This is a genomic window from Psychromonas arctica (genome assembly GCF_038155225.1).
Classification (GTDB): domain Bacteria; phylum Pseudomonadota; class Gammaproteobacteria; order Enterobacterales; family Psychromonadaceae; genus Psychromonas; species Psychromonas arctica_B.
In genome coordinates this window covers 1-217 of sequence record NZ_JBAKBA010000329.1, presented here as the reverse complement: position 1 = coordinate 217, position 217 = coordinate 1, and the positions used below count along the sequence as shown (strand labels likewise).

At 37.8% G+C, this 217-nt stretch carries 1 pseudogene; it reads left to right on the top strand.

Annotated elements, in window-relative coordinates:
- A pseudogene (locus V6255_RS18700) lies at positions 1 to 159 on the top strand (transcriptional regulator HexR); the annotation flags it as partial.
- Between the last annotated feature and the right edge of the window lie 58 nt (positions 160 to 217).

The window sequence follows — 217 nt, the reverse complement described above, 5'->3', positions numbered from 1 at the left end:
AATCGTTTTTGTCGCCGTTTAGATACTAAGGGCTTACCTTATTTAAAACTACATTTAGCACAAAGTTTAGCCAATGGAACGCCTTATGTGAACCGTAATGTAAATGAAGACGATGGACCTGAAGCGTATACTTCGAAAATTTTTGAATCGACGATGGTTTGATTGAACACGGCTAAAAATGGGCTAGATACAAAGCTCATTAATCGTCCTGTTGATG